This window comes from Actinophytocola sp. (assembly GCF_036378875.1).
Classification (GTDB): Bacteria; Actinomycetota; Actinomycetes; order Mycobacteriales; family Pseudonocardiaceae; genus Actinophytocola.
The window spans coordinates 1-7,410 of the sequence record NZ_DASUVO010000175.1 but is presented as its reverse complement, the minus strand read 5'-3'; the positions used below and the strand labels follow the sequence as shown (position 1 = coordinate 7,410).

The following is a 7,410-nucleotide window of genomic DNA, read 5'->3' as shown; positions in this document are numbered from 1 at the left end:
GTCGGGCGGGAGAGCGTCCTGATCGCCCGTGGCCGCGGGGGTGCGCTGCGGGCGTTCCTGAACATCTGCCGCCACCGGGGCGCGAAGCTGTGCACCGAGGAGAGCGGCGAGGTCAAGCGCAGCTTCCAGTGCCCGTACCACGCCTGGACGTACGGCCTGGACGGCAAGCTGATCGCCGCGCCCAACCTGACCAAGATGCCGGACATCGACCGCGTCGAGTACGGCCTGGTGAACGTGCACATCCGGGAGTGGCTGGGCTACGCGTGGGTGTGCCTGGCCGACGACCCACCGTCCTTCGAGGACACCGTGGTCGGCGCGGCCACCGACCGACTCGGCGACCCGGCGCTGATCGACCGCTGGGAGGTCGACGAGCTGGCCGTCGGCCGCCGGATCGTCTACGACGTCAAGGCGAACTGGAAGCTGATCGTCGAGAACTTCATGGAGTGCTACCACTGCGCGACGATCCACCCCGAGCTCACCGAGGTGCTGCCGGAGTTCGCCGACGGCTACGCCGCGCAGTACTACGTCGGCCACGGCGCCGAGTTCGCCCCCGACGCGCAGGGCTTCACGGTCGACGGCAGCGAGGGTTTCGGCAAGCTCGAACACCTCTCAGCGGACCAGGACCGCCGCTACTACGCGATCACCGTGAACCCGCAGGTGTTCATCAACCTGGTGCCAGACCACGTGATCTTCCACCGCATGTACCCGGTCGCCCCCGACCGCACGATCGTCGAGTGCGACTGGCTCTACAGCAAGGAAGTCGTGGCGACGGGCAAGGACGTCTCGCGCTCGGTGGAACTCTTCCACCGCGTCAACCAACAGGACTTCGACGCGTGCGAACGCTGCCAACCGGCCATGTCGTCCCGCGTCTACGCCCGCGGCGGCGTCCTCGTACCGAGCGAGCACCACATCGCCGCCTTCCACGAGTGGGTCACGAGCCAGCTGGTCTAGATATCTTGGAAACCGTGCCTTGACAGGAGGCGCGCCGCGGACAAACGTGTTAACCGGATAGCGACAGAGTCGTACGCTTTGCGAACACGGGGCCTTCGATGGCGATCGAGTCGCGGGAACTGCGGAACTGCCTTGGTCATTTCGCGACCGGGGTGACGGTCGTGACCTGTCTGGCGGACGGCGAGCCACACGGGGCCACGGTCAACTCGTTCACGGCCGTGTCGCTCGACCCGCCGCTCGTGCTGGTCGCGCTCGGCCGGCACACCAAGGCCTGCCGGTACCTCGACGGCGCCCCGTTCACGATCAACGTGCTGCGCCGCCGGCAGGACGACCTCGCCCGCCACTTCGCCGGCAGGCCGTCGCTCGACGGCGTGGAGTGGGTGCCGGGCACCGAGCGGCTCGCCGGCGCACTCGCCTACCTCACCTGTGCGCCGTGGCGTGACTACGACGGCGGCGACCATGTGCTGTTCCTCGGTGAGGTCACCAAGTTCGAGCATCACGGCGGCGAACCGTTGGTCTTCTACCGCGGCGCGTTCCACCCGCTCGGCAGGCCGTTCGAGGTCGCGCCCTGGCTCGGATCGCTGGACGACCCCGATGCCGGCTGGCTGCCGGCGCCCACCCCAAGGAGGTCGTCGTGACCATGACGGGAACGACCACAAAGCCCATGACAGGCGAGGAGTACGTCGAAAGCCTGCGGGACGGCCGGGAGATCTGGCTGTACGGCGACAAGGTCACCGACGTCACCACGCATCCCGCGTTCCGCAACGTGGTGCGGATGACCGCCCGGCTGTACGACTCGCTGCACGACCCCGCGCGGCGGGACGTGGTCACCGCGCCGACCGACACCGGCAGCGACGGGATCACCCACCCGTTCTTCCGCACCCCGCACTCCGCGGCGGACCTCGTGGCCGACCGGGACGCGATCGCCGAGTGGGCACGGATGACGTACGGCTGGCTCGGCCGCAGCCCGGACTACAAGGCCGCGTTCCTCGGCACGCTCGGCGCGAACGCCGACTTCTACGAGCCCTACGCCGACAACGCGCGGCGGTGGTACGCCGAGTCGCAGGAGAAGCTCCTCTACTGGAACCACGCGATCATCAACCCGCCGGTGGACCGCGACCGGCCGCCCGACGAAGTGCGGGACGTGTTCGTGCACGTCGAGGAGGAACGCGACGACGGCCTGATCGTCAGTGGCGCCAAGGTGGTCGCGACCGGATCGGCGATCACGCACTACAACTTCATCGCCCACTACGGGCTGCCGATCAAGAAGCGGGAGTTCGCGCTCGTGTGCACCGTGCCGATGGGCGTGCCCGGCATGAAGCTGATCTGCCGCCACTCCTACGCGATGAACGCATCGGACAGCCCGTTCGACTTCCCGCTGTCCAGCCGGTTCGACGAGAACGACACGATCTTCATCCTCGACCGCGTGAAGATCCCGTGGGAGAACGTGTTCATCTACGGCGACGCGGAGAAGGCGAGCACGTTCTTCCCCGGTTCCGGTTTCCTGCACCGTTTCACCTTCCACGGCTGCACACGGCTCGCGGTCAAGCTCGACTTCCTCGCCGGCCTGCTGATGAAGGGCGTGGAAACCACCGGTACCAAGGACTTCCGCGGCATCCAGTCCCGCGTCGGCGAGGTCATCGCGTGGCGCAACATGTTCTGGGCGATCACCGACGCGATGGCGCACCACCCCGACGAGTGGATCGACGGCGCGGTGCTGCCGCACCTGGACTACGGGTTGGCGTACCGCTGGTTCATGACGCTCGGCTACCCACGCGTCCGCGAGATCATCATGCAGGACCTCGGTTCCGGGCTGATCTACCTGAACTCACACGCGAAGGACTTCGACACCCCGGAGCTCCGGCCGTACCTGGACCAGTACATGCGCGGCTCCAACGGCGTCGACTCGGTCGCGCGCGTGAAGCTCATGAAGCTGATCTGGGACTCCGTGGGCACCGAGTTCGGCGGGCGGCACGAGCTGTACGAGCGGAACTACTCGGGCAACCACGAGGCGGTGCGAGCCGAGGTGCTGTACGCCGCGCAGAACTCCGGCCTCGCCGAGGAGATGACGGGCTTCGCCGAACAGTGCATGGCCGAGTACGACCTCCACGGCTGGACCGTTCCCGACCTGGCCAGCCCGTGAAGGCCCCGGGGGACAAGGACTATGTGCAGTCCCTCGAACGGGGGCTGTCCGTGATCCTGGCGTTCGCGGCGCGCAAACCGTTGCTCACCCTGGCGCAGCTGACGGAGGCGACCGGCCTGACCCGCCCGACCGTGCGGCGCCTCGTACTCACGCTGGAGCGGCTCGGCTACGTGCGTTCCGAGGGCCGGGCCTACTCCCTGACCCCGCGCGTACTGGCACTGGGCCACGCGTTCACGTCGTCGCTGAACCTGACCGAGTCGGCACAGGGCCCGATGGCGAGGGCGGCCGAGGCCGTCGGGCACACGTGCTCGCTGCTGGTCCTCGACGAGGAGGACGCGGTGTTCCTGCACCGGGTGCCGGCGCGCGGCGGGTTGCCTCTGCTGACGTCCTCCCGAATGCCGGCCTTCGCGACGGCGGCCGGACGCGTTCTGCTCGCCGGGCACCGAAACATGTCGCTGACCGGCCCGTTCCCAAAGCTGACCCCCTGGACGGTGACCGACCCCGTGCGGCTGGGTCAGATCGTCACCGACGTGCGCGAGCGCGGGTGGGCGCTGGTGGACCAGGAGTACGAGGAAGGCGTGCGGTCGTTCTCGGCGCCGGTACGCGACAGCGCCGGATGGGTCGTGGCGGCACTGGGCATGTCCGTGCCGTCCACAGTGGACATGTCGGTGATCAAGTGGGAGCACGTGCCGGCTTTGATGTCCGCGGCGGACGAGATCAGCGCCGCGCTGGGCGCCGAGTACCACGGTTTCGTACTGCGGCGCTCAGCCACGTGATGAAGGCTCCTTCATCGCGCCGGCGGGGCTCTTCAGGACATCCAGCGCAGGGGGAGTGCTGTCGGGCCGTGGATGCCGATGGGTGGGCGCCAGGTGAGTGGGCCGGCGACAACCGGCGGTCCGAGCCGTCCGGCCAGGACGGGTAGGGCCTCGCCCACTTCGGCTCTCGCGAGCGCGGCGCCGAGGCAGTGGTGCGGTCCCGCGCCGAACTGGAGGGGTGGTGCCTCCCGGGTCGCGGTGATGTCGAACGTGGCGCCGTCGTGGAAGACGCGGGGGTCGCGTCGTGCCGCGGCCACGCACATCGTGACCAACGTGTTCTTGGTGATGTGTGTGCCGTCGTGGTCGAAGTCCTGTGCGGCGAACCGGAAAACCGTTGGCGCGGACGGAAGCCAGCGCATGACCTCCTCCACCGCCCGGTCCGTCAGCTCGGGTCGGCTGCCCAGCAGGCGCCACTGGTCGGGGTGACCGGCGAAGGCGACCATCGCGTTGGCGAGCTGGTGGCGGGTCGTGTCGTGTGCCGCGAACACCAGCGTGACGATGAGGTTGCGTATCTCCGCCAGAGTGACCCCGGTGTCGTCCCGCTGCTGGGCGATCACCAACGCGGAGATGAGGTCCTCGCCCGGATCGGCCTTCTTGTCCGCCATCAGGGAGTCGACGTAACCGTCCAGCCCGACGACCGCGGTCTCGACGCGGGCCGCGATGTCGCCGCCGTGTGCCAGGCTGAACACCAGGCCGACGTCCGCGGTCCAGACGCGGAACGTGTCGTAGTCCTCCGGCGGCACGCCGAGCAGTTCGCACATGACCGCGAGTGGCAGTGGATTACCGAAGTCCTCGATGAACTCGCATTCGGCGACCGAGGCCAGTTCCTCGGTGAGTTGTTCGGCCTTTGTCCGGATGAACGGCCGCAGTTTCTCGATCATTCGCGGCGTGAAAGCCTTGCTCACGAGGCCGCGTAGCCGGCGGTGGTCGGCGCCTTCGACGTTGGAGATCATCGGGACGTACCAGTCGTAGATCGGGCCCTCGGTGACGCCGTTCATCTCCATGTAGCGCTTGCCGTTGTGGTCCAGTCGCTGGTCGCGCAACAGCGCGTGCGCGTCGGCGTAACGCAGGACGAGCAGGCCGACCGGGGTTTCCGCGCACCAGCTCCTTTCCTGTGCCTCGACCACCTCCGGTGCGTTGAAGTCGAAATCCGGATCAAGAACGTTGAGGAACGGGAGATGTGGATGTGATACGCCGGCCACGGTTGCTGACATTGTGTGCCTTCAGGGAGCGTCATCCTTTCCACCATGCCGCAGGTCATTGATCCTTGGAACAGATTTCCGGCGCGATTTTCCGGCGTGTAGGGTGCCGGCGTGAGGTACCCCCGCCGGTCTCCCTTGCGGGACATCGCCTACGACCGCTCCGCCGCCGCGTTGTGGCGGTGGGTCGACGCACCGCAGGACGCGGCGCTCACCGCCTTCGTCGAGGAGTACGGAAAGGCCGACGATCCCGCGGCGGTGCGGTCCCGGCTGACCCCAGGTGACTTCTACACGCTCATGACCTTCGCCCGCCGGTGCGTGCTCGCCGCCCTGCGAACCTCGGCGCCCGCGCTGGCGCGGACGGCTTTCGAGGCGCTGTCGGCGATCGAGCTGGACCGGATCGACTGGCGTGACATGGCTGTGGTGTCCTCGCTCGTCTCCTACGCCGCGCGGCGGGTCGGGCTGGCGCCGGACGAGGTGCTGACCGGGGCGGTGCTCCGTGCGGAACCGGCGGTCGCGGACATCCTCAGGAACGCCACGACGGGCGAGGGCGGTTCGGGCGGATACCACGAGTTGAAGACGCCGTCCGGTCCCGTGCTCGTCGAGATCAGCGGACCCGTGCGCGGCGCCGTCGATCTGCTGAAGCGGGCACTGCGTGTCGCGGAGGCCATCGAGGCGGACGGGCGGTACGACGTCAGCAACGTCGCGGTGGAACGGGAAGTGCCCGCGGTGTGGCTCGTCGAAACCCCGGAGGCCGCGACGGCACGACGGCGGCTGCGGCGCTGTGTGAGCGTGCGCGCGGAACCGCCGGGGGACCGGGCCAACTTCCTCCTGGTGTTCCTTGCCGAGGCGGAGAGCGAGGAAGCCGCCGAGACGGTCGCGTCGGCGGCCCGACGCAGGGTCATGGACCAGGCGTCGTTGCTGGGCATCGCCGCCGGGCGCCGCTGTGCGGTCGTCGTCGCCAGATCCGCGGTGTACGGCGAGCCGTCCATTGAGGACGGACCGTCGCTCACCCGGTTCGTGGCGCCGATCACCACGGTCCTCCGGTAGTCAGCCGTCGGTCCACACCAGATCGTTGGACCGCGTGACCGTACCGTCCCTTTGGGACGTCGCGGTGACCCATACGGTGTGGCCGACACCGGTGTAGGCGAACTGTTCGGTCACCCCGTTGCCGTTCGCGTCGGTGGTGACGTCGCCGCCTGGGTTGCCGTAGTTCGGGTTGGAGGAGTCCGGCATCAGGCTGTACGTCGCGTTCGGCTGCATGCCGGTCAGCTGGATGTGCATCCACGCGCAGTCCGGGCTCTCCCCGCAGTGCAGCTCGGTCGCCTGGCCACGGGACAGCGCGACCGTGCCGGGGGTTCCGTTGTCCGGCGGCACTTCCTCGGCGGTCGAGGCTCGTGCGCCGACGAGCTGTCCCGACGGGGTGTTAGTGACCGCCCGGACCGCGAACGTGATTGTGCCCGTGCCCGCGATGTCGTTGATCGTGGCGGTTTCGCCGGGCACGTTCGCGTCCGACCGGTCCGTCACACTGATCACGTAGTGCGCGAGCGTGCCGCCGCCGAGGTCGGCAGGCGGGTCCCAGTTCATCACCGCGGTTCTGGTGTCCGGGTTGTAGTCGACGGTGAGGTTCGTTGGCTCGCTCGGCGGCCTGATCGGTGCGACCGGGGTGACGGGATTCGACGCGGCGCCCGGGCCGGTGCCGACTCCGTTGGTCGCGGTGACGGTGAAGGTGTAGGTGGTGCCGTTGGCCAGGCCGGGAACCACTGTGGTGCGGGCGTTTTCGGGCACGGTGGTCTGGCCGCCGTTCCAGGTGATCTGGTAGCTGGTGACCGCGGAGCGGTTGTCGGCCGCGGGGCCCCAGCTGACGGTGGCGGAGGCGTCGCCGGCGGTCGCGTTGACGACCGTGGGCGCGCCCGGCGGGCTCGGCGGCACCACCGGTGGCGTTGGCGGCGTCGGGGGAGGGCTCGGCGGCGGCGTTGGCGTGACCGGCGGCGTAGGCGTGACCGGAGGTTTCGGGGTGGCCGGGAGCTTGGGGACGCTGGGTCTGGCGACCGGAGTGTCCGGGTCCTTGCCGCCGGTCGGCGCGGCCGGCTTGTCCCCGCCGGCCCCGGCCTCGATGGGAACGTTGGTCATACCGCCGTCGCGGTCCACCACCACGACGTGTTCGCCGGAGGCGCCGTCGATGTAGATGCGGTCGTCCTCACCACGAGTCAACCGCGGATCACCCTTGTCCGGCGGAAGCTCCTTGCTCTGCTGAACAACACCCTGCGCGTCATAGGTGACCAGCATGTTCGTGGTCCGG

At 68.9% G+C, this 7,410-nt stretch carries 7 protein-coding genes; 5 read left to right on the top strand and 2 right to left on the bottom strand.

All coding sequences use genetic code 11. The features are described 5' to 3' along the window. The 4 genes from VF106_RS49825 to VF106_RS49810 form a co-directional block, all read left to right on the top strand. The coding region (locus VF106_RS49825; RefSeq protein ID WP_330847177.1) for an aromatic ring-hydroxylating oxygenase subunit alpha at positions 1-951 on the top strand (951 nt) is incomplete at its 5' end. A 98-nt stretch (positions 952-1,049) separates the two neighbouring features. Then, complete coding sequence (locus VF106_RS49820) at positions 1,050-1,589, top strand: flavin reductase family protein (protein WP_330847176.1); 540 nt, start codon at positions 1,050-1,052, stop codon at positions 1,587-1,589. Between the two features lie 2 nt (positions 1,590-1,591). Next, on the top strand, positions 1,592-3,094 hold the full coding sequence (locus tag VF106_RS49815) for a 4-hydroxyphenylacetate 3-hydroxylase family protein (protein ID WP_330847178.1): 1,503 nt from the start codon (positions 1,592-1,594) through the stop codon (positions 3,092-3,094). Beyond that, positions 3,091-3,870 (top strand): IclR family transcriptional regulator domain-containing protein, encoded by a 780-nt coding sequence (locus VF106_RS49810; protein WP_330847175.1) that lies wholly within the window; start codon positions 3,091-3,093, stop codon positions 3,868-3,870. Before VF106_RS49815 ends, VF106_RS49810 begins: the two co-directional genes overlap by 4 nt. Positions 3,871-3,902: 32 nt before the next feature. On the opposite strand, the gene VF106_RS49805 is transcribed toward VF106_RS49810, so the two are convergent. Next, entirely contained in the window at positions 3,903-5,111 is a 1,209-nt protein-coding gene (locus VF106_RS49805) for a cytochrome P450 (protein WP_330847174.1), read from the bottom strand. Between the two features lie 111 nt (positions 5,112-5,222). Here VF106_RS49805 and VF106_RS49800 point away from each other — a divergent pair, with 111 nt between their 5' ends. Then, positions 5,223-6,158, top strand: a complete 936-nt coding sequence (locus VF106_RS49800) for a hypothetical protein (protein WP_330847173.1) — start codon at positions 5,223-5,225, stop codon at positions 6,156-6,158. Here the strand turns inward: VF106_RS49800 and VF106_RS49795 are convergent. Then, positions 6,159-7,410: fibronectin type III domain-containing protein (locus VF106_RS49795; RefSeq protein ID WP_330847171.1), on the bottom strand; the 1,252-nt coding region annotated here is incomplete at its 5' end.

Excerpts from the sequence above, each read along its gene's own strand:
- VF106_RS49820 (WP_330847176.1), top strand. The coding sequence starts at position 1,050 with ATGGCGATCGAGTCGCGGGAACTGCGGAACTGCCTTGGTCATTTCGCG.
- VF106_RS49815 (WP_330847178.1), top strand. The coding sequence starts at position 1,592 with ATGACGGGAACGACCACAAAGCCCATGACAGGCGAGGAGTACGTCGAA.